The 24,592-nt window shown below is 55.3% G+C and carries 20 protein-coding genes; 12 read left to right on the forward strand and 8 right to left on the reverse strand.

The genetic code is table 11. From position 1 onward, the window contains the following. Window positions 1-138 precede the first annotated feature (138 nt). The 8 genes from fliA (at window position 139) to EKN38_RS12080 (ending at window position 7,459) form a co-directional block, all read left to right on the forward strand. Window positions 139-864, forward strand: a complete 726-nt coding sequence (fliA, locus tag EKN38_RS12045; RefSeq protein ID WP_014832511.1) for an RNA polymerase sigma factor FliA — start codon at window positions 139-141, stop codon at window positions 862-864. 349 nt (window positions 865-1,213) lie between these two features. After that, window positions 1,214-1,564, forward strand: coding sequence for a flagellar transcriptional regulator FlhD (flhD, locus tag EKN38_RS12050; protein WP_013097770.1), 351 nt, complete (start codon window positions 1,214-1,216; stop codon window positions 1,562-1,564). Window positions 1,565-1,566: 2 nt separating this feature from the next. Next, entirely contained in the window at window positions 1,567-2,142 is a 576-nt protein-coding gene (flhC, locus tag EKN38_RS12055) for a flagellar transcriptional regulator FlhC (RefSeq protein ID WP_014832510.1), read from the forward strand. Between the two features lie 81 nt (window positions 2,143-2,223). After that, entirely contained in the window at window positions 2,224-3,120 is an 897-nt protein-coding gene (gene motA / locus EKN38_RS12060; RefSeq protein ID WP_014832509.1) for a flagellar motor stator protein MotA, read from the forward strand. Next, window positions 3,117-4,022, forward strand: coding sequence for a flagellar motor protein MotB (motB, locus tag EKN38_RS12065; protein WP_014832508.1), 906 nt, complete (start codon window positions 3,117-3,119; stop codon window positions 4,020-4,022). Before motA ends, motB begins: the two co-directional genes overlap by 4 nt. Beyond that, window positions 4,009-5,937 carry a chemotaxis protein CheA gene (gene cheA, locus EKN38_RS12070; RefSeq protein ID WP_014832507.1) on the forward strand — a complete coding sequence of 643 codons (1,929 nt, stop codon included), beginning with the start codon at window positions 4,009-4,011 and terminating at the stop codon, window positions 5,935-5,937. Before motB ends, cheA begins: the two co-directional genes overlap by 14 nt. Next, complete coding sequence (locus tag EKN38_RS12075) at window positions 5,934-6,455, forward strand: chemotaxis protein CheW (protein ID WP_014832506.1); 522 nt, start codon at window positions 5,934-5,936, stop codon at window positions 6,453-6,455. Before cheA ends, EKN38_RS12075 begins: the two co-directional genes overlap by 4 nt. Window positions 6,456-6,556: 101 nt before the next feature. After that, window positions 6,557-7,459 carry a LysR family transcriptional regulator gene (locus EKN38_RS12080; RefSeq protein WP_014832505.1) on the forward strand — a complete coding sequence of 301 codons (903 nt, stop codon included), beginning with the start codon at window positions 6,557-6,559 and terminating at the stop codon, window positions 7,457-7,459. Here the strand turns inward: EKN38_RS12080 and EKN38_RS12085 are convergent. From EKN38_RS12085 to EKN38_RS12095, 3 genes are all read right to left on the reverse strand, one after another. Then, a complete protein-coding gene (locus tag EKN38_RS12085; RefSeq protein ID WP_014832504.1) occupies window positions 7,431-8,222 on the reverse strand; it encodes a substrate-binding domain-containing protein in 792 nt (263 codons plus the stop codon). The genes EKN38_RS12080 and EKN38_RS12085 overlap by 29 nt on opposite strands. A gap of 1 nt (window position 8,223) precedes the next feature. After that, window positions 8,224-9,522, reverse strand: a complete 1,299-nt coding sequence (locus tag EKN38_RS12090; RefSeq protein ID WP_014832503.1) for an MFS transporter — start codon at window positions 9,520-9,522, stop codon at window positions 8,224-8,226. 339 nt (window positions 9,523-9,861) lie between these two features. Beyond that, on the reverse strand, window positions 9,862-11,160 hold the full coding sequence (locus tag EKN38_RS12095) for a serine hydrolase domain-containing protein (RefSeq protein WP_014832502.1): 1,299 nt from the start codon (window positions 11,158-11,160) through the stop codon (window positions 9,862-9,864). An 88-nt stretch (window positions 11,161-11,248) separates the two neighbouring features. Here EKN38_RS12095 and EKN38_RS12100 point away from each other — a divergent pair, with 88 nt between their 5' ends. Beyond that, complete coding sequence (locus tag EKN38_RS12100; protein WP_043951783.1) at window positions 11,249-12,157, forward strand: LysR family transcriptional regulator; 909 nt, start codon at window positions 11,249-11,251, stop codon at window positions 12,155-12,157. Here EKN38_RS12100 and fumA read toward each other — a convergent pair. Continuing rightward, complete coding sequence (fumA, locus tag EKN38_RS12105) at window positions 12,146-13,795, reverse strand: class I fumarate hydratase FumA (protein WP_126522092.1); 1,650 nt, start codon at window positions 13,793-13,795, stop codon at window positions 12,146-12,148. The genes EKN38_RS12100 and fumA overlap by 12 nt on opposite strands. Window positions 13,796-13,850: 55 nt before the next feature. Further along, entirely contained in the window at window positions 13,851-15,275 is a 1,425-nt protein-coding gene (locus tag EKN38_RS12110; RefSeq protein WP_126522093.1) for a DASS family sodium-coupled anion symporter, read from the reverse strand. Between the two features lie 609 nt (window positions 15,276-15,884). Between EKN38_RS12110 and EKN38_RS12115 the strand changes: the two genes are divergently transcribed. Both EKN38_RS12115 and EKN38_RS12120 read left to right on the forward strand, forming a co-directional pair. Further along, window positions 15,885-18,665 (forward strand): flavocytochrome c, encoded by a 2,781-nt coding sequence (locus tag EKN38_RS12115; RefSeq protein WP_014832498.1) that lies wholly within the window; start codon window positions 15,885-15,887, stop codon window positions 18,663-18,665. A 94-nt stretch (window positions 18,666-18,759) separates the two neighbouring features. Further along, window positions 18,760-19,722 carry an FAD:protein FMN transferase gene (locus tag EKN38_RS12120; RefSeq protein ID WP_014832497.1) on the forward strand — a complete coding sequence of 321 codons (963 nt, stop codon included), beginning with the start codon at window positions 18,760-18,762 and terminating at the stop codon, window positions 19,720-19,722. Here the strand turns inward: EKN38_RS12120 and dcuR are convergent. Further along, a complete protein-coding gene (gene dcuR, locus EKN38_RS12125; protein ID WP_126522095.1) occupies window positions 19,703-20,422 on the reverse strand; it encodes a two-component system response regulator DcuR in 720 nt (239 codons plus the stop codon). The two genes, EKN38_RS12120 and dcuR, sit on opposite strands and share 20 nt — an antisense overlap. Next, a complete protein-coding gene (locus EKN38_RS12130; protein ID WP_014832495.1) occupies window positions 20,419-22,035 on the reverse strand; it encodes a sensor histidine kinase in 1,617 nt (538 codons plus the stop codon). The genes dcuR and EKN38_RS12130 overlap by 4 nt, the downstream gene beginning before the upstream one ends. A gap of 163 nt (window positions 22,036-22,198) precedes the next feature. On the opposite strand from EKN38_RS12130, the gene EKN38_RS12135 reads away from it, so the two are divergent. Beyond that, window positions 22,199-23,062 (forward strand): N-acetylmuramic acid 6-phosphate etherase, encoded by an 864-nt coding sequence (locus tag EKN38_RS12135; RefSeq protein WP_014832494.1) that lies wholly within the window; start codon window positions 22,199-22,201, stop codon window positions 23,060-23,062. Window positions 23,063-23,118: 56 nt separating this feature from the next. Here EKN38_RS12135 and EKN38_RS12140 read toward each other — a convergent pair whose 3' ends face one another. Beyond that, complete coding sequence (locus EKN38_RS12140; protein ID WP_014832493.1) at window positions 23,119-24,195, reverse strand: porin; 1,077 nt, start codon at window positions 24,193-24,195, stop codon at window positions 23,119-23,121. Between the last annotated feature and the right edge of the window lie 397 nt (window positions 24,196-24,592).

Genomic DNA, 24,592 nt, shown 5'->3' on the forward strand with positions numbered 1-24,592 from the left:
AATTACGCGGTTTTGTTAAATTGCGGGTGAATAAAAGCGAATTAACAGTATGCGCATTTTTCTAAAGTCTTATTGCCCTATTTGAATGCGCCATTTCACCGGATAATTCTCGAAGAGATGATTGGGTGGAATGTAATCGTGGATGGTATTTATACGGCCGAAGGGCTGGAAGATAAATCGGTAGTCTGGTCTAAGTATCATTATCTGGTGCGGCAGGAAGCATTGCGTTTGCATAAGCGACTTCCTGCCAGCGTAGAACTGGATGATTTAATTCAGGCGGGTTCTATCGGTTTTTTAAGCGCAGTCGAAAGTTTCGATCCCAAAAAAGGAGTAACGCTTTCGGCGTGGATCACCCAGCGGGTGAAATGGGCATTATTAGATGAACTGCGAGAAAGTGACTGGGTTCCGCGTCGGGTCAGAACCCATACGCGGGAAATTGTCGCCATTATTCAGCAGATCGAACAGGAAAAAGGAGGGGAGGCTACCGAAGCTGAAATTGCCGAGCGCATGGGGGTCTCCTTGCAGGAATTTCAGCAGATGCTGGCGGACAATAATGCCAGCCAGATGTATTCGGTGGATGAGTTGCAGGAAAATTATGCCGACAGCTGGGAAACAAGTGATGATGAAAATGAACGGCTTAATCCGCTGAATGACACCATCAGCCAAAATTTGATGGAGCGTCTCACTGAACATATTCAGTACATACCCGAAAGGGAACAGGTTTTGTTGCAGCTGTATTATCTTCAGGATTTGAATATGAAAGAGATCGGGCTGGTGCTGGGGATTACAGAAACGCGCGTGAGTCAGTTGCACAGCCTGGCGGTTAAAAGGTTAAGAAGCCGTATGGAATCGGTATCCAGATAATTACACGGTTTTAACATTTATATTGTTAACGGTGCCATTAAGCGGGGTTAATCATTTAAATCAAGGTTTAACAATGTTTAATAATGCTTTATTAACTTTTTAAATCAATAGGTTGCTGTCAATTAATCGATTTAGAGAAATTTCTGTCGCTTGTTCGGAAAATGCTTAGTGTTTATGATTTTGCCAGTTTTGAGATGCAGCCTCCTTTGGCATTGACTCATTTACTCAGGAAGAGTGACTTACCTGAGTGAATATCAATACCAAAAGACTCTCTGCATCAGTTCGGAAACGTTATCTATCTTAACTGACATGCCAGTTGTTGGCTGAATAACATTGGGAGTTTTCGCCTGTGTCTAATTTCGACGAGTACCTGCAAAATATTCATGATATTAATCTGTCTTATCTTCTGCTGGCACAGCAGCTTATTCGTCAGGATAAATTTGCGGCGGGTTTTCGCCTGGGATTGTCTGAAGGGACAATTGATAATCTGAAAGAACTTTCGCTACCACAATTGATGAAACTGGCCACCACTAATCAGCTTATTTGTCGTCTGCGCGTTGATGATGAAGTGGTAATTGAAAATCTGACCAAAGATTCGCGTATTGAAGCGCTGCAGCAGATTCACACCGGCATTATTTTGTCGACCAATCTTCTTAACGCCTTAAGTGAAGAAGATGCCATTACCGCGGAGGAGGCATAATTATGTGTGGTGAAAAAAGTCTGCTGCAGGAAATTGATGAAATAAATATCGCCATGGGATTAATTTCTCTGGGCGCGAGAATGCAGGTGCTGGAGTCGGAAACGTCGCTGAGTCGCCGTCGTCTGCTTCGCTTATATAAAGAATTACGCGGCTGTCCTCCGCCAAAAGGCATGCTGCCGTTTTCAGAAGACTGGTTTATGTCGTGGGAACAGAATATTCACTCTTCCATGTTCTACAACATCTATCTGTATTTGCAAAAGACCGAACAGGGGCGCTCCATTGAAATGCTGATGAAGACCTACCGTCTTTATCTTGAGCAGTGCAGTACCTGTTCTGATGAGAAGCCGGTGCTGGGTCTGACGCGTGCCTGGACATTATTACGTTTTATCGACTGCGGCATTATTTCGCGTAAAGCCTGCAGCGTCTGTGGCGGCGGGTTTGTCGTCACCACCGAATTTATTAAAAACCCATTTACCTGCAGCTTGTGCAGTCCGCCGTCGCGCGCGCTTAAAAAATCCCAGGTGAGCAATACCGGGCTTCTGGGCACGTTTGCCGCGCCGGAAATCATGACGGCGTAACCCCGGACGGCTGTGCGCAAGATGGCGTTTACCTGATGCCGGAAAAACCGGCATCGGTCAAAGAAAGTAAAAGGAGAGAGTGTGTTAGTTATTGTTGGCTATCTTGTTGTCATACTGACCGTTTTTGGTGGTTTTCTTCTGTCCGGCGGTAACCTGATGGCGCTGTTTCAGCCGCTGGAATTGCTGATTATCGGCGGCGCCGGGGTCGGGGCGTTTATTGTCGGCAACAATATTAAATCCCTGAAGTCGACGGGGAAGGCGCTGGTCAAAATCTTTGTTGGCAAGCGCTACAACAAAGCGGTGTATATGGATCTGATGGCCCTGATGTTTCTGCTGCTCTCCCAGAGCCGCGTTCATGGGCTGATGTCGCTGGAAAAGGACATCGAAGATCCGCAGAACAGCGATATTTTCAGCGCCTATCCCCGCCTGATGAGCGACCCAATGCTCGCCAACTTTATCCTCGACTACTTCCGCCTGATGATTGGCGGCAGCATGAACTCCCATGAGATCGAAGCCCTGATGGACGAAGAGATCGAGACCTGCGAAGAGGAGCTGGAAGTGCCTGCTCACAGCCTGAACACCGTGGGCGACGCGTTTCCGGCGTTCGGCATTGTGGCGGCGGTGATGGGGGTGGTAAACGCGCTGGGGTCGGCGGATCGCCCGGCGGCAGAGCTGGGGATGCTAATTGGTCACGCGCTGGTGGGCACCTTCCTCGGGATCCTGATTGCTTATGGCTTTGTCTTACCGCTGGCGACGCTGCTGCGCCAGAAGAGTTCTGACCAGGTTAAAGTCCTCCAGTGTATTAAAGTCACGCTGCTCTCAAGCCTGAATGGCTATGCGCCGCAGATTGCCGTGGAGTTCGGTCGTAAAACGATCTTTACCAGCGAACGTCCGTCGTTCGAAGAGCTGGAAGAGCATGTTCGCGAAGTGAAATCTAACGCCTCGCTGAAAACCAAATCGGCGGACCGCGCAGCATGAAGAATGTCACCCCTGTCATCATTTCACGGAAGCGAAAAAAGAAGAAACATGCGCATCATGGCGGTACCTGGAAAATCGCCTATGCCGATTTTATGACGGCAATGATGGCGTTCTTTCTGGTGATGTGGTTGCTGTCGCAGTCCACGGATATGGAAAGGGAGTTGATTGCCGATTACTTCCGCATGCCACTGAAACCCGCCATGGCCAACGGCAATAAAACCAGCCTGAGCGACAGCGTCATCCCCGGTGGCGGGGATGATGTGATCAAGCAGGAGGGCGAGGTGTTTAAAGGGCAGCTCAGCCGCATTGATAAGCTTAAGCGTGCCGAAAGCCTGAAGCAGGCCAAAGAGAAGCTGCAGAAGATGATCGAAACCGATCCACGGTTGAATAACTTTAAATCCAACATCTTGCTCAACCTCACCAACGACGGTCTGCTGATCCAGATCACCGATTCGCAGGACCGCCCGATGTTCCGCGTCGGCAGCGAACTGCCGGAATCCTACATGAACGGCATTCTGCAGGCGCTGGTGCCGCTGCTGCAGGAACTGCCGAACGCGCTGAGCCTGACAGGGCACACCGACTCGCTGCCGTATGCCGGTGGCGACGGCGGCTACAGCAACTGGGAACTCTCTGCCGGGCGCGCGAATGCCGCCCGCCGGGTATTAGTCCGGGGCGGCCTTAACGATGAGCGCTTCTTACGCGTGATCGGCACCGCCAGCCGGATGCCGCTGGAGAACACGCCGCCGGAAAGCGCGGTGAACCGCCGCATCAGCATTCTGGTCCTCAGCCGCTCGAAAGAGCAGGAGATCCGTCTGGAAGATACGCAGGCTCAGCGTGCTGAGAGCGTGCTGAGCGATATCAATCTGCAAAACGTGCAGGGCTATACCGATGGACATGAATGATTTTTCGCAGATCTTCTTTACCGAGGCGGAAGAGCTGCTGGCCGAAATGGAACAGCAGTTGCTGCAGCTTGACGTGGCGGCGCCGGATCAGGAGCAGCTGAACGCCATCTTTCGTGCCGCCCACTCGCTGAAAGGCGGCGCGGCCACCTTTGGCTTTACCGCATTACAGGAGACGACCCACCTGCTGGAGAACCTCCTTGACCAGGCGCGGGCAGGGGAGAGAACGCTCAGTCGCTCAATCATCAACCTTTTTCTGGAATGTAAGGACATTATGCAAGCGCAGCTGGAAGCCTATCAGTCTTCGCAGGAGCCTGATGAAGCCCGTTATCGCTATATCTGTGAAGCCCTGAGGGAGATTGCCCTTGAAGGCCAGCAGCCAACGACGCCAGCGGAACCCGCGCCAACGCCAGTCAGCACGGCTCCGGAGACGGAAACCACGCTGGTGGTGACCCTGCGTAACGTCGGGGCGCGCGAGCAGGCGACGCTGCGCGACGAGCTGACCAACATGGGCGAGGTGACAGACGTTGAGGCGACGTCAGACAGCATGACGGTCACGCTACAGACCACCGCCTCGGCGGATGACATCACCGCCGTGCTCTGCTTTGTGCTCGACAGCAAGCAGATCGACGTCCGCCCTGCACAAGCCACACCGCCGGTACAGACGCCAGCTGCGGTGCCAGAGACTGCTGTCAAAAAAGCGCCGCCTGCGCCCCGTCCGGCCAGCCAGGAGTCGGGCAGCATTCGCGTGGCGGTGAGTAAAGTCGACCAGATCATCAACCAGGTCGGGGAGCTTATCATCACCCAGGCGATGCTTTCACAGCTGTCGAAAACCCTCGATCCGGCCAGTTACGACCTGCTCTCCGGCTGCGTGGCGCAGATGGAGCGCAACACCCGCGAGCTGCAGGAGTCGGTGATGTCCATCCGTATGATGCCGATGGATTACGTCTTTAGCCGCTTCCCGCGTCTGGTGCATGACCTGGGCTCCCGCCTGAATAAAGAGGTCGAACTGACCCTGAAAGGCGGTTCCGCCGAGCTGGATAAGAGCCTGATCGAGCGCATTATTGACCCGCTGACCCACCTGGTGCGTAACAGCCTTGACCACGGTATTGAAGAGAAAGAGGTGCGCGCCGCAAAAGGTAAACCGGTAACCGGGAATCTGACGCTCTCTGCCGAACACCATGGCGGCAATATCGTGATTGAGGTCAGCGACGATGGGGCGGGGCTGAACCGGGAGAAGATCCTCGCCAAAGCCCGCTCTCAGGGGATGACCATCAGCGACACCATGAGTGATGACGACGTGTGGATGCTGATCTTCGCCGCCGGTTTCTCTACTGCCGAGAGCGTGACGGATGTCTCCGGGCGTGGCGTCGGCATGGACGTGGTGCGACGCAACATTCTGGCGATGGGCGGCCACGTGGACGTGCTCTCGACGCCAGGGGCGGGGACCACCATCCGCATTATTCTGCCGCTGACGCTGGCGATCCTCGACGGCATGCTGGTGAAGGTGGGGGACGAGATTTACGTTCTGCCGCTGGGCGCGGTGATGGAGTCGCTGCGACCGACCGACGACATGTTGTGCCGCTTTGTCGGCGAAGAGCGCCTGCTGCAGGTGCGCGGCGAATATCTGCCGCTGGTGCTGCTGCGCCAGCGTCTCTCGGTGGCGGGTGAAGCCCCTGCCGACGACGGCATTGTGGTTATCGTGCAAAGCGCGGGCTGCCGCTATGCGCTGTGGGTCGATCAGCTTATCGGCCAGCAGCAGGTGGTGGTGAAGAACCTTGAACATAACTATCGCAAAGTGCCTGGCGTCTCCGCTGCCACCATCCTCGGGGATGGCAGCGTGGCGCTGATCCTTGATGTGGTTGAGCTTTCAACGCTCAACGCGCCACAACCCCAGAGGGAGGGGGTAAACGCATGACTGTAGCAACCGCCAGTAAACCCGCCGCAACCGACGCCATCGCCCAGGAGTACCTGGTATTCCGCCTGGGCGATGAAGAGTACGGCATTGATATTCTCAAAGTGCAGGAGATCCGCGGCTGCGATCGCCTGACGCGGATCCCGAACGCGCCGAATTTTATTACCGGCGTGACCAACCTGCGCGGCGTGATTGTGCCAATTGTCGATCTGCGCGTGCGCTTCGATCTGCCCGACCCGTCACAGGACGATAAAACGGTGGTCATCGTGCTCAATCTGAACGATCGCGTGGTGGGTATCGTGGTTGACGGCGTGGCGGACGTGCTGTCGATCGATGTGGATAACATCAAGCCGACCCCGGACGTGGCCTCGGTGCTCTCTGGCCGCTACCTGCTTGGGCTGGGCGTGCTCGACAGTCGAATGATTATTCTGGTGAATATTGAGATGCTGCTGAGCCGTGAGGAACTGGCGCTGGTGGATGCCGTGGCGGCGTCGCACAGCGACTCCCACGGAGCAGTGTAGCGCTTTCCGGACACACATCAGCGACAGAGGTTGCCGCTGATTCATAAGTCGCTATTATGAATGTCCGAGTTTCCAGAAAGCGCTAAGGATTGCCAGAATCTATGCCCGTCAATTTCGACCTCAACGATCTTTATGCCTTCAGAGCGCTGGTGGAGTACGGTAACTTCCGTATCGCCGCAGAATCTATCTGTATCTCTCAGTCCGCCTTAAGCCGCCGTATTGAAAAGCTGGAAACCGCCGTCGGCGCGAAACTGTTCGACAGAACCACCCGGCGTGTGACGCTGACGCTCTTCGGGCAAACCTTTGCCGACCGCTGCGGGCAGCTTCTGGAAAACGTGGAATCGATGCTGGCGGATATCGACAAGGTGAGCGAGGAGCGCACCGGGCTGATTACCGTCGCCACCGTGCCGTCGGCGGCCTGCCATTTTATGCCGGAGGTGATCCGCCAGTTTCATCGCCGCTATCCGCGCGTGCGCATCAAGCTTATCGACAGCAGTGCGGGCAACGTCATTGACGCGGTAGCCAGCGGGCAGGCGGATTTTGGCATCTGTTTTGCCAGAAGCCTTCAGCCGGATCTCACCTTTATTCCGCTGGTGGAGGATGTGTATGTCGCCGCGTGTCGTCGCGATCACCCGCTGGCGGGACGCAAGAGTCTGACCTGGCAGACCTTTTATCAGCAGGATTACATCAGCCTGGACATTACGTCGGGGAACCGGAATCTGCTCGATCAGATGCTCGGCCACATTAAGCCGGAGCGTCCGGGGATCTGCGAGACGCGCCACGTCACCACGATGCTGGGAATGGTCGAGGCGGGGATAGGCATTGCTGCCGTCCCCGCCATGTCAATGCCGCACTCTGAGCACTCCTTCCTGACGCATATTCCGCTGACCGAGCCCGAGGTCAAACGCACTGTCGGGCTGATCCGGCGCAGCGGGCGTATTCAGTCGTGGATCGCCGCTGAGCTGGAAACCCTCATTACTGCGCGTTATCGCGCCGCGGAGTGACGGGCATCATCCCGGTGGCGGTGATGGTCTCCTGCGCGTTTGCTGAAGCGAGATAATCCAGCAGGGCTTTCCCCCCGGAAGGGTGCTCCGCGTGGGCGGTGACCGCCCCGGCAAAACGGGTGATGTACTGCAGGTTATCCGGCAGTTTGCCGACAAAGGTTACGCCGGGCACGGGTAACAACTCGCTGACCTGCTGGAACCCCACGGCGTATTTCCCTTTCGCCACCTCAGAGGCGACCGGGATCCGCTCCACCTTGTGCGCTTTCCCCTCTACCTGCGCTTCAATCCCCAGCTTTTTGAACAGCTCCGTTTGCACATACCGGCCGCTGGCGCTGTCGGAGTAGGCGATGGTGCTCGCCTTAAGCAGGGTCTGTTTTAGCGCGCTATCCGTGGCGATATCCGGCACCGGCGAGCCGGCTTTCACCACCACGCCGATGGGGGAATCCGCCAGCTCAACGCGCGAACCTTCTTTGACCATCCGGTCCTTCGCCAGGTGCGTCAGCGCATCACCCACCATAATCACCACGTCCGCTTTTTCACCGCGTGCCAGCCGGTTGGGGATCGCCTGCGGCGTCTGTCCCATCGACGGCCCCGGGATCAGCACGATATGGTCACCCGTCCGGGCTTCATACCCGGGGGCGAGTTTTTCCAGCGCGGCCTTAAAACCGCCTGAAATCATGACCGTCACCTCCTGGGCCAGCGCGCCTGCGCTGGTCGCCAGTATTACCAGCCCGGTCAGTCCTGAACGTACAAATGTGTGCATATTATCCTCTCTGTACCTGCAGATTCATCGCGCTGCGACGATAGAGATAAAGCGTTGCCAGCAGTGCGCAGACCGCCGCGAAGCTCATCCAGTAACCCGGCGAGGCTTTATCGCCGGTGTACTCAATCAGGGCCGTTGAAATGACCGGCGTAAACCCGCCGAAGATCGCGGTGGCAAGGCTATACGCCAGTGAGAAACCGGCAACGCGCACGTCCACCGGCATGATCTCTGTCAGGGCCGGGATCATCGCACCGTTATAAAGGCCATAGAGGAAGGAGAGCCACAGTAATACGCTCAGCATCATGGAGAAGCTCGGCGCCTGTGCCAGCAGCGTCAGGGCCGGATAGCTGGTCGCCAGCGCCAGCAGCGTCATGGCAATCAGCACCGGTTTACGGCCAAAGCGGTCCGACAGGGCACCGCCCACCGGTAGCCAGATAAAGTTAGAGATGGCCACCAGCAGCGTCACCAGCAGGCTGTCGGAGGCGCTGAGCATTAACACTTTTTTGCCGAAGGTAGGCGCGTAGACGGTGATCAGGTAGAACGCGGTGGTGGTCATGGCCACCATCAGCATGCCCGCGACCACAACCGGCCAGTTCGCCAGCAGGGTGGTAAAGACCTGACGCATCGCCAGCGTGTGACGGCGGGTGCGGAACTCCTCGGTCTCTTCCAGCTTGCGGCGCAGGAAGAAGATAAACGGCACAATCAGGCAGCCGAACAGGAACGGGATCCGCCAGCCCCATTCGCGAATGGCGCTCTCTTCCAGCATCGCGTTCAGCGCAAAGCCCATTGCGGCGGCCACCATGATTGCCACCTGCTGACTGCCGGATTGCCAGCTGGTAAAGAAGCCTTTGCGGCCCGGCGTGGCAATTTCAGCCAGATAGACCGACACGCCGCCAAGCTCCGCCCCGGCGGAAAAGCCCTGCAGCAAGCGTCCCGCCAGCACCAGCAGCGGTGCCCACAGGCCGATGCTCTCATAAGAGGGGATCAGCACAATCAGGAAGGTGCCGGCCGCCATAATCGACAGGGTGGTGATCAACCCTTTACGACGACCGACCTTGTCGATGTAAGCTCCGAGGACAATCGCGCCGATGGGGCGCATCAGGAAGCCTGCGCCGAAGACGGCGAAGGTCATCATCAGCGACGCAAACTCACTGCTCGCCGGGAAGAAGGTATGCGCGATGTAGGTGGCATAGAACCCGAACAGGAAGAAGTCGAATTGCTCAAGGAAATTGCCCGAGGTGACGCGAAGTATCGCGCCCGCTCTTGCGCGAACGGTTGCAGGTGGGGTTGAGGAAATCATGGTCGTCTCCAGTTTATTATTGACGTGTTGTCCGTCTGTTTTTGAAAACTGGCGCATTAAACGGAAATTAATAAGCGCAAATCACGCATGAACTGATGCGTGCTGCGCATCAATGACAGGACGTTGACCAGGATTTACCTATCCAACAATAACTTAACAATTCATTGATTTTTTATTCACCATCTAATGCTAAGTGGCTGATATCGCTATTTTGTGATATCGCGCAGAAGGGCAGAATAGCTGCTGCTCTTGTCGGGTGGCGCTTCGCTTACCCGACCTACGAATTTTGTAGGCCGTGCAAGCGTAGCGCCGCCGGGCGAAACTGGCAGAGTACTGTATTCAGCGCAGCGCCTGTGCAATTGCGCTAAACATCAGCGACGCTTCCAGCGGCTGGGCGCTGAATGACGGCTCTGCCTGCGGCCAGGTGGACCACTGGACAATCACCAGGTTTTCCTTTTGATTCACCATAATCATCTGGCCAAAAATCCCCAGCGCCCAGAGTGAATCTGTCAGGGAATCCTCTGGCGCGGGCTTGACGTCTGTGGCCGTGGCGGGCACCTCGTTATTCCACCACTGATAGCCGTACAACCCTTTCGGATGCGCGTCAGACACGGATCCTTTCGCCTGCGTCCACTCTGACGACGCCTTCACCCAGCCGTCAGGCAGGATCTGTTTGCCCGAAGGGAGCGTACCGTTATGCAGGATAAACTCGCCGAAGCGGCCCCAGTCTTCCAGCGTGGCGTTAAAGCCGTGCGCCCCGACATCGTGCTGGCCTTTACGGTAGGCATGCCATACGCCATCGCTCGCCATCCCGTACGGTTGCCAGATGCTTTTCTCCAGGTACGCCGCCAGCGTCATGCCGGTGGCGCGCTCCAGCACGTCACCCAGTAGCCACGCCCCGCCCGATGAATAAGACCAGTTCTCTCCGGCCGGGTGTTCCCGGTGTAACCCCTTCACCAGCTTACGCACGCAGTCGTAGGTGCCCGGCTTCGCTTCGCATTCGGTAAGCTGCGCGAAATCAGACTGTGGGTTGGTGTAGTCTTCGTTCCACGCCACGCCAGAGGTGTGAGTGATCAACTGTCTCAGCGTCACGCCGTCCCACGCCGTGCCTTTTAAATCGGGTTCGTAACGGGTGATTAGGTCGTCGAGGGAGTGGATTTTTCCCTCTTTAATGGCGACCCCGACCAGCGCAGAGACCACGGATTTCCCCACCGAACGGGATGTCCAGAGCGTGGAATCGGTATTGCCTTCACCCAGATACTTCCACGCAATTTTGCCGTCCTTCAGCACCAGCATGCCGCTGACGTTCTGGCGTTTCAGGTAGTCCTGCAGGTTATAGGTCTTGCCATCGACCTGATAGCGGGCGTCGGTAAGCGGTTTCTCTGCTGCCAGCAGCGGCGTGGCCTTTCCGTGGCGGAAAACATCGCCCGCGTAGTTGCGATAGTCGTTACGAAAACCCACCACGCGATCAGCCTGACTCCAGGTCAGCATGCTGTGCGTGTCGGGAAGGGTTGCGTCAAACGGCGCAGGGCAGGGGTTGAGATCGGTGCCGTGACAGGCAGCCATAACGGCAGGGGATAAAAGACTGCTGACCACCAGCGCGGCGAGCAGGGTGCGGTTTAACGTTTTGTTTTTCATGTTTATCTCGTTTGGTTCAGGAAGGGCTTCAGTTTAAGAAGCCGCGACCTATAATAAAAAACGGGTTATGGGGGAAAATCCCCCTAAAATGGGACGGGAGGGAGAGGTGGCGATAGTCTATTCATTTGCCCAGCTGGAGGCGTTTACCGCGGTGGCAGAGCACGGCAGCCTGATGAAGGCGGCCATTAAGCTCGGTAAAGACCGTACGACCCTGCGCGATCTGATCGATTTTCTTGAGGACGGGCTGGGGTATGCCCTGTTCCTGCGCGAGGGACGCAGCGTGCGCTTAACGCCTGAAGGGGAACAGCTCCAGCGACAGGCGCACCTGCTGATGCGCCAGGTGAAAGCCTTTGAGGCCTTTGCCACAGCGGTACCGGAAAGCGCGACGCAGGACATTGCCCTTGTTTATGATCCGTTCACTCCCCGGGCTTTTCTGCAGGCGCTGATTGCAGAGATGGCGGCACAAAAAATACGCCTGAGCCTGACCAGCGCGTCGCGTGACGAGGCGGAAGCCCTGCTGGCGAGCGGAGAGGCAGATTTAGGTATCTGCCAGGCGCGCAACCGCAGCGTGGGTAATGAGATGGAGTGGCGGGCTCTGGGAGCCATCGACATGGATTTTTACGCCGCAGACGCGCTTTTTGCGAAGGTTGCCACGCCGGTTTCGCTGCTCGATCTCTCTCTGGTTCCGCAGGTGGTTATGCATGCCGCGTCAGATGAACCGGTTGCCCGTCGTCTGCAAATTGCCGGGCATACCCTTTTTACTAATGAAATTGAGATGCTGCGCGGCCTGCTGGAGCAGGGCTGTGGCTGGGGCTTTTTGCCGACCCATCTTCATGCGACGCAGTGGAAGAACGTAAAAAGGCTGCCCACCGAAGTGGGCAGCCAGGGGATTAGTCAGACGATGGTCACTATCTGGAAGCCGGGCAGCGACAAGCGTGAGCGGATCAATCACATGTTGTCGCGGCTGCCGGCACTCTGGAAACACTCAGCGCTGTGAACACCCCTGGCACTGTTTGTTCTGGATCTGCTGGAAGAAGTCGTTACCTTTGTCATCCACCAGGATAAACGCCGGGAAGTTCTCCACTTCGATTTTCCAGATGGCTTCCATTCCCAGTTCCGGGTACGCCACGCACTCCAGGCTCTTGATGCTGTTTTGCGCCAGCACCGCCGCCGGGCCACCGATGCTGCCCAGGTAGAAACCGCCGTGTTTGTGGCAGGCATCCGTCACCTGCTGGCTGCGGTTGCCTTTGGCCAGCATGATCATGCTCGCGCCGTGGGACTGCAGTAAATCCACATACGAGTCCATGCGGCCCGCAGTAGTTGGGCCGAGGGAGCCGGAGGCATAGCCTTCCGGGGTTTTTGCCGGGCCCGCGTAGTAAATCGGATGATCTTTAACGTACTGCGGCAGCTCCTCGCCGTTATCGAGCAGCTCTTTCAGCTTCGCGTGGGCGATATCACGCGCCACAATGATGGTACCGTTCAGCGACAGACGGGTAGAGACCGGGTGCGCGGAGAGCTGCGCAAGGATCTCGTTCATCGGCTTGTTGAGGTTGATGCTGACCACGTCGCGTTCGCCCTGCTGGCGCAGCGATTCAGGAATGTACTGACCTGGGTTGTGTTCCAGTTTTTCAATCCAGATCCCGTCGCGGTTGATTTTCGCCTTGATGTTACGGTCGGCGGAACAGGAGACACCCATGCCGATTGGGCAGGAGGCACCGTGGCGCGGCAGGCGGATCACGCGGATATCGTGAGCGAAGTATTTACCGCCAAATTGCGCACCCAGGCCCAGGTTCTGTGCTTCCTGGAGCAGTTCCTGTTCGAGCTGAACATCGCGGAACGCCTGGCCGTGTTCGTTCCCCTCGGTGGGCAAGGCGTCGTAGTAGCGGGTGGAGGCCAGCTTCACCGTTTTCAGCGTCGCTTCTGCGGAAGTTCCGCCAATCACGAAGGCAATATGGTAAGGCGGACAGGCCGCGGTACCCAGGGTACGCATTTTCTCCACCAGATAGTTTTTCAGCTTCGCCGGGGTGATCAGCGCTTTGGTTTCCTGATAGAGGTAGGTTTTGTTGGCTGAACCGCCGCCTTTCGCCATGCAGAGGAATTTGTACTCGTCGCCGTCGACGCTGTAGAGGTCGATCTGCGCAGGCAGGTTGGTGCCGGTGTTCACCTCTTTATACATATCCAGTGCAGCGTTCTGGGAGTAGCGCAGGTTGTCTTCGATGTAAGTGTTGTACACCCCCTGACTCAGCGCTGCTTCATCGCCACCGCCGGTCCAGACGCGCTGGCCTTTTTTACCCATGATGATCGCTGTACCGGTATCCTGGCAGGTTGGCAGCACGCCTTTAGCGGCGATTTCAGAGTTACGCAGGAACTGCAGGGCAACGTACTTATCGTTCTGGCTCGCTTCCGGATCGTTAAGAATGGCGGCGACCTGTTTCTGATGGGAAGGACGCAGCATAAACGCAGCATCGTGGAACGCCTGCTGCGCCAGCAGCGTCAGCGCCTCTGGCTCGACTTTCAGGACTTCCTGACCGTCGAACTCAGCAACGGAGACGTGCTCTTTGGTCAGCAGATAGTATTCGGTGTCGTCATGGGAAAGCGGGAAGGGGTTCTGGTAGTAAAACGGTTTGTTTGACATAGCGTATTGCTCCACAAAAATAAAACCGCCGGAGGAGAAGTCCGGCGGTCAGGAATCAGAACATCATGGACATCCACGGATAACCAATCAGCAGCAGGGCCGCCAGGAAGATGGCACCGAAGATAGTGCCCAGGCGCCAGTAGTCTTTGGTTGGCAGGTAGCCACTACCGTAGTAAATCGGGCTTGGGCCGGTACCGTACGGGGTGATGATCCCCATCACACCCAGCGAGGTCACCATCAGCAGGACGAACACTTCCATATTCATGCCCGGAATGGTGGAGGCGATGGTCAGCATCGCCGGCAGCAGCGCGGTGGTGTGCGCGGTGGTGCTGGCAAACAGGTAGTGCAGCAGATAGAACGCCAGCAGCAGTACGATGGTGGCAACACCCGGCGAGATCCCGCTCATTAACAGGCCGCCTTCTTTACCCAGCCAGCTGATAAAGCCGGTAGAGGAGAGGCCATCCGCCAGCGCAACCAGGGTGGCGAACCAGACGAAGGTGTTCCACGCGGCTTTATTGCCGGTGATATCGTTCCACTCCAGCACGCCTGTCCACAGCATCAGACCCACAATCAGCAGGGCTGCCATCGCCGGTTCAATCCACGCGGCGGCGAAGATCCACATCAGCAGCGCACAGCACACGAACACCAGCAGCAGAATTTCATTGCGGGACAGTTTGCCCAGTTTTTCCAGCTCACGGGTTGCCCACAGCGGTACTTCATTATTCACTTTGACTTCTGGCGGGTAGAACCAGTAGGCCAGCAGCGGCATGGTCAGAATCAGCAGGATGCCCAGCGGCAGGAAGGCGAGGAACATCGAACTGGTGATACAGGCCGCGGTGATCGCCACCCACATCAGGTACGAACCAATTTTACGCGCGCTGGGGTCGTTTGGTTTTGAACCATACAGCGGCGGCAGGTTAGCGATAATCGGGTAGATGGTCCCGCCGCTACGTGCGGTGTTGGACGGCGTAAACGGTGCCAGCAGCAGGTCCGCGAAGGTGATGGCGTAACCGAGCGTCAGGCTGCGACGGCCGAGATATTTCACCAGAATCAGCGCCAGACGGCGGCCGAAGCGAGTTTTGTCATAGCCAGCGGCGAACATGAAGGCACCGAAGATCAGCCACACGGTCGAGTTACCAAACCCGCTGACCGCCCATTTAAAAGAGGCACCCGCCAGCTTGAATTTCGGGTCGGCCAGCTGTTCAGGGCTGAACAGCACCCACTGACTGCACAGCGCAATCGCCACCACGCCGGTCAAACCGATCACCGCACCCGGCAGCGGTTCAAAGATTAAGCCGACGATCACGCCGACAAAGATAGCGAAGTAGTGCCACGCATAAGGCGGCAGTCCTTCCGGTACCGGAACAAACAGCAGCAGGACGGCGACGATGATGGGCAATGCCATCATCAGCAGTCGTTTTGCTTTCCCATTTGATGCCTGGTTCGCCACAGGGGGCGTTACAGCAGTTTTTGTATTCATAGTTTCACGTCTTAAGTTGTCAAAAATTCGGTCGCACTGAAAAACAAAATTGCTTTCTTAAGTTTCTTTGCTTTTTTTAGTTATTTAAGGTGCTGTTTTGTATTTTCAGTAATAGCGATTTAACGCATTTTTGTTTGCGCTAAATTAAAAATTGATGATGTTTTTATATTGCGCTTTTGGATGCCATAACTATTGATCGGGATCAAAAAAAGAGAATTGCAGCGTTATTTTTGTGCTTTTATTAATAACCACTCTGGCGTATGTGGGTATTACGTATATTATGGATTGAATTTATCAATTTTTTAACAATTCAGTATTTTGATGTTTTGTATATTGTTGATTTATAATGATTGCTCCTCCTTATGGTGAAGTGGTTTTACCATTATTAATTTAACGAAGTTTAAATTATTGTGAATAGTTGAATTACAATCACTAACACCAATGTGTTATTTGTGTTATCGCAGGGATTAAATAGTTTTTTAACTAACGTAATAACTTTAGAAACTAAAAAAATCATTATATTAATATCATGACATCGGCAAATAACGACGAAATAAAAAAATCAATCCGATACCGAATTCTTAATTTTTAAAGTTTGGAGTTTCAATTATGAGCACTAACGAACGTATTCTGAGCCCCTTCACATTACCGAATGGCACTGAACTGAAAAACCGTTTGTTAATGGCCCCCATGACCACCTGTACCGGCTATTACGACGGCACGGTCACCAGCGAGCTGGTGGAGTACTATCGGGCCCGTTCCGGCAGCATTGGTACCATTATCGTTGAATGCTGCTTTATCGATGACCTCGGCCTTGCGTTCCCCGGCGCGATTGGTATCGACAACGACGAGAAAATCGCCGGACTGGCGAAAATCGCGGACGCCATTAAATCCAAAGGCTCGAAAGCCCTGCTGCAGATCTACCACGGCGGCCGTATGGTCGATCCGAAGCTGATCGGTGGCCGCACGCCGGTTGGCCCAAGCGCCGTTGCCGCGCCGCGCGACGGGGCTGCTACGCCGGTTGCCCTGACCGGCGAAGAAGTGGAAGGCATGATCGGCAAGTTTGGTGAAGCCGTTCGCCGTGCCATCCAGGCCGGTTTCGACGGGGTTGAAATTCACGGGGCCAACACTTACCTGATTCAGCAGTTCTACTCCCCGAACTCAAACCAGCGCGACGACGAGTGGGGCGGCAGCCGCGATAACCGTGCTAAATTCCCGCTGGCGGTGCTGGATATCACGCACAAAATGGTGCGTCAGTACGCGGACGACGCGTTCATTATTGGCTACCGTTTCTCCCCTGAAGAGCTGGAAGTCCCGGGCATCCGCTTTGAAGACACCATGTACCTGCTGGAAAAACTGGCGGCGCGCGGTGTGGATTATCTGCACTTCTCCGTGGGGGCGACCCTGCGTCCTTCGATTGTTGATACGCAGGACCCAACCCCGCTCATCGAAAAATATTGCGCCATGCGTTCAGAAACGCTGGCACAGGTTCCGGTGATGGGGGTCGGCGGCGTGGTGAATGCCGCGGACGTCAATGAGGCGCTGGATCATGGTTATGACCTGATCGCCGTAGGCCGCGCCACCATCGCCTACCCGGACTGGACTGACCGGATCGCGGCAGGTGAAAACCTGGAGCTGTTTATGGACAGCACCAAACGCGAAGAACTCAGCATTCCGGAACCGCTGTGGCGCTTCTCGCTGGTGGAAGCGATGATCCGCGACATGAGCATGGGCGAATCAAAATTCAAACCGGGCATGTTCACTGAAAAGGTGCAGGACGATGTTAACGAGCTGGTGATCAACGTCAGCCTGGAAACCGATCGCATCGCCGATATTGCGCTGGCGTCTGGCCCGAGCGAAGACGTTGAGTTTGTCACCAGCTTTGAAGAGATCCGTACCCGTATTCTGGATGCCAACACCCCGCACGTGGATGCCATCACGGGTGCAACCAGCCAGAGTGAAGCGGTGAAAAAAGCCGTCTCTAAAGCGATGCTCAAATCCAGTAAAGCGCTGGCGGCAGAAGAGGGCGCTGACCCGAACGCGACCCGCAGCGTGGATGTGGTGGTCGTTGGTAGCGGCGGTGCCGGTCTGGCCGCAGCCATTCAGGCCCACGATGAAGGCGCGAGCGTGCTGATCGTTGAGAAGATGCCAACCATCGGCGGTAACACCATTAAAGCCTCTGCCGGGATGAATGCCGCCGAGACGCGCTTCCAGCGGGTGAAAGGGATCCAGGACAGCAAAGAGCTGTTCTACCAGGAGAGCCTGAAAGGGGGCGGTAACAAGAACAACCCGGAACTGCTGCGTCGCTTCGTGGAGAATGCGCCACAGGCGATTGAATGGCTGGCAACCCGCGGCATTATGCTGAATGACATCACCACCACTGGTGGGATGAGCATTGACCGTACGCACCGTCCAAAAGACGGTTCCGCGGTAGGCGGCTATCTGATCAGCGGCCTTGTGCGTAACGTCAACAAACGCAACATTGAGGTGATGCTCGATACGTCCGTCAGCGACATCCTGTTCGAAAACGGCGAAGTGACTGGCGTACGTCTGACCACAGAAGAGAACGAAACCCTCACCGTGACCACCAAAAGCGTGATTGTTGCCACCGGTGGTTTCAGCGCCAACAGCCAGATGGTGGTGAAATACCGCCCTGACCTGGAAGGTTTTGTCACCACCAACCACAAAGGGGCAACAGGCGGCGGTATCGCGCTGCTGGAACGCATCGGTGCCGGTACGGTTGACATGGGTGAGATCCAGATCCACCCAACCGTTGAGCAGAAAACCTCGTACCTGATTTCTGAATCCATTCGTGGGGGCGGGGCGATACTGGTCAACCAGCAGGGGAACCGTTTCTTCAATGAGATGGAAACCCGCGATAAAGTCTCGGCGTCAATCATCGCGCTGCCGGAGAAATACGCGTATATCGTCTTTGACGAGCACGTTCGTGCCAAAAACAAAGCCGCGGATGAGTATATCGCCAAAGGCTTTGTGACCAGCGCCAGCTCGCCAAAAGCCCTGGCCGAAGCGCTGGGCATGGATTACCACGCTTTCCTGGCGACCCTGGAACGCTACAACGGTTTCGTTGAAAAACAGCACGATGACGATTTTGGCCGTACCACCGCGCTACGTGCGCCTATCAACGAAGGGCCGTTCTACGCCATTCAGATTGCGCCGGGCGTGCACCACACCATGGGCGGCGTGACCATCAACACCGAAACCTGCGTGCTGGACAGCAACCACAACGTGCTGCCTGGGGCGTTTGCGGCCGGTGAAGTGGTCGGTGGGATCCACGGCGGTAACCGTATCGGCGGTAACGCGGTGGCAGATATCATTATTTTTGGTACGCTTGCAGGACATCAGGCGGCTATGCGTTCGAAAAAGCAGTAAGACCCCTGTGTTGTATGCCGGAGACGCGCAGCGTTATCCGGCATTTTCCCCGGCGGCGCGGTGCTTGCCGGGGCTACATCTGAGGACTCATGCTATGCCTGATGACCATCGCGTTTACAGTTATTCCGCCGTCCTGATGGGATCGCCCATCCTCCTCAAACTCTTTTCCCATGACGAAGCCCTCGCGTCCCGCGTATTTCGCCTGATCAAACAGTACGAAGACCTGCTTACTGTTAACCGTGCGCATTCGCAGGTGATGGATATCAACCATGCGGCCGGTCAGCATCCGGTTGCCGTCAGCCGTCCGGTGTTTGAACTGATTCGCTGCGCGAAAGCGGCAAGCGTGCTTAAAGACAGCGCGTTTAACCTGGCCATCGGCCCGCTGGTAAAACGCTGGAAAATTGGCTTTCGCGGCGACAGCGTGCCGCCAGCCGAAGACATCGCCGCGTTGCTGGCGATTACCCGTCCTGAGGATGTGGTGCTGGACGAGGCCAGCAGTAGCGTATTTTTAACCCGAAAAGGGATGGAGATTGATCTAGGGGCCATCGCCAAAGGCTATATCGCCGACAGGGTGCGGGATTACCTGCGTAAAGAGGGCGCTGAACTCGGGCTGATCAACCTCGGCGGCAATATCCAGACGCTGGGCTCGCCGGAAGGGGGCTGGAGCGTGGGGCTGAAAAAGCCGTTTGCCGGTGATGCGCTGATCGGCGCAATGACGGTAGAGAATCGCTCCGTGGTGACGTCGGGAACCTATGAGCGCTACTTTGAACAAAACGGCAAACGCTATCACCATATCCTGGACCCGCGCACCGGGTATCCTCTGGATAACGAACTGGACAGCGTGACCATCATTTCAAACGATTCTATCGACGGGGATATCTGGACCACGCTGATGTACGGTATGGGCGTGGAGAAGGGCTGCGCGGTGCTGCGCTCGCGCCCTGATATTGAAGCGATCTTCGTGACCAAAACAAAAGAAGTGGTGCTCTCTTCAGCGCACCACTTCCGCTTTACCTTGCTGGATAACAGCTATCGCGTTACTGACAGTACTGTTTAAGCAGGGCTGTCTGCTCGGGCTGGAGACGGTAACGATACACCGGACGCCCGGTGGCACCGTAATGAATGCTGGTGAACAGGATATGGATTTGCGCCAGCCAGATCAGATACTTGCGGCAGGAGACGCGCGAGATATTGACTGCACTGGCGAGGTCATCGGTGGAAAACTCGGTCTCCGGGTGGGCGTCAATCCACTGGCAGATGGTGCGCAGCGTCTGCGGCGTTAACCCCTTTGGTAGCTTTTTGCTGTCTGCCAGCTCCGGCGCCCCGCCGTGGATCAGCCTGTCGACATCTGCCTGCTCATAATACTGGTGCGACCCCATCAGGTTGTGCTTTGCCTTCCAGCCGTTCAGGGCCTCTTCAAAGCGCGGGAACTGGAACGGTTTAATCAGATAATCCACCACGCCGTAATGGATAGAGGTCTGGATGGTTGCGGCGTCGGCGGCCGAAGAGATCATGATGACATCGATTGGGCGACCAGAGGCGCGGATCACCGGCAGCAGATCCAGCCCGTTATCCTGCTGCATGTAGACATCCAGCAGCACCAGATCGACCGGCTGGGCAGGGTTGTTAATAATGGCCTCGGCCTGGTTCAGCGTGGAGGCGACGCCGCAGCAGCTAAAGCCATCAACACGGTTGACGTACAGACGGTTGAGGTCGGCTACCATGGCGTCATCATCGACAATTAATACATTTATCACGCGATATTCCTCTCGCTATCCCAGGGGATGTGAACAAAAAATTGGGTAAATACGCCAGGTTCAGATTCGACGGTGATGTCACCGCCCAGGTTCTGAATTTGCTGGCGGGCAAGGAACAGCCCAACGCCCCGGTTTTCACCTTTTGTTGAGAAGCCTTTAGTAAAAATAGTCTCCAGCTGCGCGGGAGCAATTCCCGGGCCGTCATCGCTGACTTCACAGCTGAGCCAGCCATTCTGATAGTGCAGCAGCAGGCTGATTTCGCCTTCCGGCTGGCCTTCCATCGCGTCCAGTGCGTTTTCAATTAAGTTACCGAGTACGGTGACCAGCACCGCGACCTGCTCTTCGTTGGCGGTATCCGGTATCTGGCACTCATCCGCCAGGGTGAGGGTGATCCCCGCTTCTTTCGCCCGGTTGATTTTACCCAGCAGGAACCCGGCAATCACCGGGGATTTCACCTTGCTCTGGATAGCGCCGATGTCCGTCTGATAATTATGTGCCGTCTGCAGAATGTACTCTTCCAGCTTGTCGTAGCGCTTGATATGCAGCAGGCCCAGGATCACGTGCAGTTTGTTCATAAACTCGTGCGTGTGGGCGCGCAGGGCGTCGACGTAATTCACCATGCCGTCGATACGCTGCATCAGCTGGCTGATTTCGGTTTTGTCGCGGAAGGTGGTGATAGCCCCGATCACCCGCTCCTGGCTTTTCACCGGCACCATGTTGCACAGCAGCAGCCGCCCGTTGCAGCTGATCTCCTGATCCTGGCGTGCGATGCCCGTCTTCGACACCTCGCGCAGGCTGGCCAGCAGGGGCGCACTGGCGTTTTCGGTCTGCTTGCCGGAGGGCAGGAGCAGTATCTCTCTGGCGGTGTGGTTAATCATCGTCACGCGGCCATGAATATCGACCGCTAATACCCCTTCACGCAGCGACTGCAGCATCGCCTGACGCTGTTCGAACAGGGCGGAAATTTCGTACGGCTCCAGCCCGAACAGGATGCGTTTCAGAACGCGAACCAGCCCCCAGATCGCCATAGAGCTCATAAAGATACTGAACAAAATGGTCCAGACGGCGTTCAGTCGCCCGCGGGCAATCTGGTCTTCCACTTTTTTAAGCGAAATGCCGACCACCACCACGCCGATCTGCTCGTGCTGGCTGTCATACACGGGCGTAAATACGCGAAGGGCTTCCGCGAGTGCACCCCGGTTAACAGAGACGTTCTCCTTACCTTCCAGCGCCGGGTTCAGATCGTCGCCGATAAAATGCAGCCCCAGCAGCGCCTCGTTCGGGTGAGAATAGCGGATCCCGCGCATATCGGTCACCACGGTGAACAGCAGATCGTTTCGTTTCGTCACCGCCTGGGCGATAGGCTGAATAATATTCTCCTGCGGTGCCTGCAACAGGCCGCGCTGTATCTCGGGGCTGTCGGCGAGGGTGCGGGCAATGCCGAGTGCGGTGTCTTTGACATCATCGCGTGTTGCCCGGGTGATCTGCACCGAATAGAGCGCAAAGACCACCAGGAGCACTGAACCGATGATCGCGCACACCATCAACGTGACCAGCGTGTTCAGTTTCATGGGGCGCTTGCGCGTCTGGGGGAAAGGCTGCAAATCGCTCATCAACACTCCGCGATGAAGAAGAAAGGGTAATTATCGCCGATGACGTGCTTTTCTTAAAGCTATGTAAAAGCATGCATTTGGTCCGCTTTTCGTGACCCTCCTCGCATGTCATCCATATAAAACACTTTATAGTGTGTGGGTACTCATAATAAGGAGGCTGTTTATGAGCATTATGCTTACCGGTTCGGTCAAGGAAAGACGGCACGCCAGCACGATGAATATCGATAGATTGTCCACGCTGGACATGCTGAAAGTCATTCACCAGGATGATGCACTTATCTCCGCTGCAATCACCCCTTTTTTACCCATTATTGCCCGTGTGGTGGATAACGCCGCCGCGACCCTGAGCCACGGGGGGCGTCTGGTTATGGTTGGCGCGGGGCCGTCCGGCTGTGTGGCAAAACAGGCGGCGGATGAGTATGCCCCGGGTAAAACCCCGGTGATTGCCATCACGGCGGGCGACGACGCCGCAAGCTACGAGCGCGGCGTTGCCGACCTGCAGGCGATTAACTTTGGCGAGCACGATATGATGCTGGCGGTCACCGTAAGCGGAAAAACGCCGTGGGTGTGGGGGGCCATGCGGCATGCGTGGTCGCTCGGTTCACCGGTGGCGGTGATTACCGATAATGCGCAAAGCGAAGCGGCGCAGCTGGCGAGTATGGTGATTGCGCCAGAGCTGGGACCGGATGTGGTTGCCGGCTATCTGAATACCAAAGCGGCAATCGCGCAAAAGATGATCCTCTCTATGGTGACCACCGGGCTGGCCGTCCGCACCGGGCGGGTTTACAGCAACCTGCGCGTGGATCTGGAGGCGAGCAGCACCCAGTGGACCGAACGGCAAATCGCGATTGTGATGGAAGCGGGGGGATGCACCCGCGCGGTGGCGAAAGCCGCGCTGGCGAGCTGTAACCATAACTGCAAAACGGCGGTGCTGATGGTGCTGACTGGGCTGGATGCCTGGAAAGCGCATGAGTTGCTTGCGCAGAATAACGGGTTTATTCGGGTGGCGTTGCAGGAAGCGCCGTAATAGAGAGCGCAGGAATAAAAAAAGGCCGCGATAGCGGCCTTTGGTGTTTTGGGGGATTAGAACTGGTAAACAATACCCATCGCGAACTGATCGTCAGTTGCGTTGCCAGTGATGGCACCGTCTTCTTCGTCCAGCAGGTTAAATTTATAGGCAGTATAAACGTTCATGTTTTTATTGAAGTAGTACCAGGTGCCAAGTTCGATGTAATTTACACGATCGGCGTTGACACCTTCGTAACCATCTCGCGCACCGAAGTCTTTGGCTTGAGAATAAACATAGCCAAGGGATGGACGCAGGCCAAAATCAAATTGATATTGAACTACAGCTTCAACGTTCTGGGTTTTATTAGCAAAGCCGCGGTTAGAACCTGCTTTAGTCATATTACGCGTTTCGCCATACATTACAGCGGCGTAAACGCTATTTGCATCATATTTTGCAGACAGTGCCCATACTTCAGCATTGTCGCCATAATGATCAGCTGTTTGTTCATCGGTACGATCGGATTTACCGTAGACACCCACGAAACCAAAGCCATCAAGGTTATAATTTACAGACATGCTGTAACCATCGCCGTTTGCTTTGAAAAGATCACGGTCGTCATTTTTACCCTGATACTGAACAGCAAAGTTAAGACCTTCAACCATACCGAAGAAATCGGTGTTACGGTAGGTCGCAACGCCATTGGTACGCTGAGTCATAAAGTTGTCCGTGGCAGCCCAGGAATCACCACCCCATTCAACCAGCATATCGGTGTAAGCTGCACCGTCATAAGCTACGCCATAGTTTCGGCCATAATCGAATGAACCGTAATCCGCATATTTCAGACCAGAGAAAGCCAGACGCGTGCTCTCATCCTGTTTACCTTCAGGCTGGCTTGCATCAATATTGTATTCAAACTGGCCATAACCGGTCAGTTGGCTATTAATTTGCGTTTCGCCTTTTACGCCAAAACGGGCATATGACGTATCTTCATTTTCACTGTTGCTTTCATCAGTGTTGGACCAGATGCGTTCGCCAACCATCTTTCCGTAGAAATCGACTTTATTACCGCCTTTATTGTAAATCTCAGCGGCATTTGCTACGCCAGCCATTAATAATGCGGGTACAAGAATAGCCAGTACTTTTCTTTTCATTATATATTCCCTTTAGAGATAATTTATATGAATATATGTAATCACGCTCCGCAATTACAGCGTCGATACTATTCCAGGAGAGGGGGTTTAAGTTCAATAATAAATGTAATTAAATAGGTAAAAATATTACCAAATATTTCTAAGTGTCGCTTTATTTTTCTCGTGAATTATAATTTGAAATATATATTGGTTAATTATTATTAAGTATTTTCCGTGGTTATTTTATAAATTCTATTATTAACCTTAATTATATTTCTGCGTACTAAACGCTCGCCAGGTATCCTCTTCTGCAAACTTGCACAAGATCAACTTAACGCAAACTGCGCGTCAGAAACCTTCACACAGCACAGGGTTTAATGCCAAAATGTGACAATTATCACAAAATCAGTGTAAGCAT

Source organism: Enterobacter sp. WCHEn045836, assembly GCF_003965585.1.
Taxonomy (GTDB): domain Bacteria; phylum Pseudomonadota; class Gammaproteobacteria; order Enterobacterales; family Enterobacteriaceae; genus Enterobacter; species Enterobacter dissolvens.

Coding starts and splice junctions, on each gene's coding strand:
- EKN38_RS12135 (WP_014832494.1), top strand. CDS start 22,199: ATGAGCATTATGCTTACCGGTTCGGTCAAGGAAAGACGGCACGCCAGC.
- EKN38_RS12090 (WP_014832503.1), bottom strand. CDS start 9,522: ATGATTTCCTCAACCCCACCTGCAACCGTTCGCGCAAGAGCGGGCGCG.
- EKN38_RS12095 (WP_014832502.1), bottom strand. CDS start 11,160: ATGAAAAACAAAACGTTAAACCGCACCCTGCTCGCCGCGCTGGTGGTC.
- EKN38_RS12085 (WP_014832504.1), bottom strand. CDS start 8,222: ATGCACACATTTGTACGTTCAGGACTGACCGGGCTGGTAATACTGGCG.
- EKN38_RS12115 (WP_014832498.1), top strand. CDS start 15,885: ATGAGCACTAACGAACGTATTCTGAGCCCCTTCACATTACCGAATGGC.
- EKN38_RS12100 (WP_043951783.1), top strand. CDS start 11,249: ATGGGACGGGAGGGAGAGGTGGCGATAGTCTATTCATTTGCCCAGCTG.
- EKN38_RS12080 (WP_014832505.1), top strand. CDS start 6,557: ATGCCCGTCAATTTCGACCTCAACGATCTTTATGCCTTCAGAGCGCTG.
- EKN38_RS12130 (WP_014832495.1), bottom strand. CDS start 22,035: ATGAGCGATTTGCAGCCTTTCCCCCAGACGCGCAAGCGCCCCATGAAA.
- EKN38_RS12120 (WP_014832497.1), top strand. CDS start 18,760: ATGCCTGATGACCATCGCGTTTACAGTTATTCCGCCGTCCTGATGGGA.
- EKN38_RS12075 (WP_014832506.1), top strand. CDS start 5,934: ATGACTGTAGCAACCGCCAGTAAACCCGCCGCAACCGACGCCATCGCC.
- motB (WP_014832508.1), top strand. CDS start 3,117: ATGAAGAATGTCACCCCTGTCATCATTTCACGGAAGCGAAAAAAGAAG.
- EKN38_RS12140 (WP_014832493.1), bottom strand. CDS start 24,195: ATGAAAAGAAAAGTACTGGCTATTCTTGTACCCGCATTATTAATGGCT.
- cheA (WP_014832507.1), top strand. CDS start 4,009: ATGGACATGAATGATTTTTCGCAGATCTTCTTTACCGAGGCGGAAGAG.
- flhC (WP_014832510.1), top strand. CDS start 1,567: ATGTGTGGTGAAAAAAGTCTGCTGCAGGAAATTGATGAAATAAATATC.
- EKN38_RS12110 (WP_126522093.1), bottom strand. CDS start 15,275: ATGAATACAAAAACTGCTGTAACGCCCCCTGTGGCGAACCAGGCATCA.
- fumA (WP_126522092.1), bottom strand. CDS start 13,795: ATGTCAAACAAACCGTTTTACTACCAGAACCCCTTCCCGCTTTCCCAT.